At 40.1% G+C, this 1,047-nt stretch carries 1 protein-coding gene; it reads right to left on the bottom strand.

Features of this window, described 5'->3' with window-relative positions; all coding sequences use genetic code 11:
* Positions 1-1,047: G5 domain-containing protein (locus tag HT719_RS11170; protein ID WP_172929237.1), on the bottom strand; the 1,047-nt coding region annotated here is incomplete at both ends.

Here is a 1,047-nt window from a genome sequence, read left to right on the forward strand (position 1 = left end):
TGGAACCGTTAGAGTTGAGGTAGTACCATGAACCATTCACTTGTACCCAACCCGTTACCATGGAACCGTTAGTATTATAAAAATACCACATACCATTTTCTTGTTTCCAGCCTGTTGTTGCAGCAACTGGTTTAGCTGGTTCTAATGCTGAATCTGTTCCTTGATTAGATGTAACAGATACAGGATATGAAGGAATAGATGACTTCTTAGGAACAACAACTTTTTCAGGTTCTCTCGTCCCTCTCCTTATACGTCTTTTTACCATCTCTTTAGTAATTTGACGAGAAGTAGTTTCTTCAATTGTTCCATCACGTTCATCTACAGTATAGATTGTAGTAAGCGTAATTTCACCAATTTCTCCTGCTTCTTCTATTTCTTGACCTTTATCAAGAGTTGAGTCATCGAGATATTCTGTTTCGATTGGAATTTCTTGGACAAGAACTTGGGGCTTGGTTCCTTTTTTAACAACTCTTGTTTGAGAGTCTTCTTTTTGACTTAAAGTACTCTCAGTTACTTGTCCACTCTTTCCATCTACATCATAAGTTATCGTTGTAACTGTTTTCCCATTCTTTCCTAGAGTAATCTCTTGCTCCTGTCCTGCAGAAAGGTCATTGTCTGCTTCATATTTAGTAGCAAATGGAACAAGAACTTCTTCAACCTTGCTTTTGGCTGGAACTTTGATAACTGTATCCGTGGCTTCTTTTCTATCAACAGTAACCTTTTCGCTAACCTTACCAGTCTCTGGATTAACATCGTAGGTCGTCGTTGTGGTTACATAGCCATCTTCTCCGTCAACCATCTCAATAGAAGCTCCTCGGTCTCTACTTTCATCTTTTTCATAACGGATGACACTTGTAGGAAGGACTTCGCGGTCAACCTTGCTTTTGGCTGGAACTTTGATAACTGTATCCGTGGCTTCTTTTCTATCAACAGTAACCTTTTCGCTAACCTTACCAGTCTCTGGATTAACATCGTAGGTCGTCGTCGTGGTTACATAGCCATCCTCTCCGTCAACCATCTCAATAGAAGCTCCTCGGTCTCTACTTT

The sequence above is a fragment of the Streptococcus sp. k-378 genome (genome assembly GCF_013277505.1).
Classification (GTDB): Bacteria; Bacillota; Bacilli; order Lactobacillales; family Streptococcaceae; genus Streptococcus; species Streptococcus pseudopneumoniae.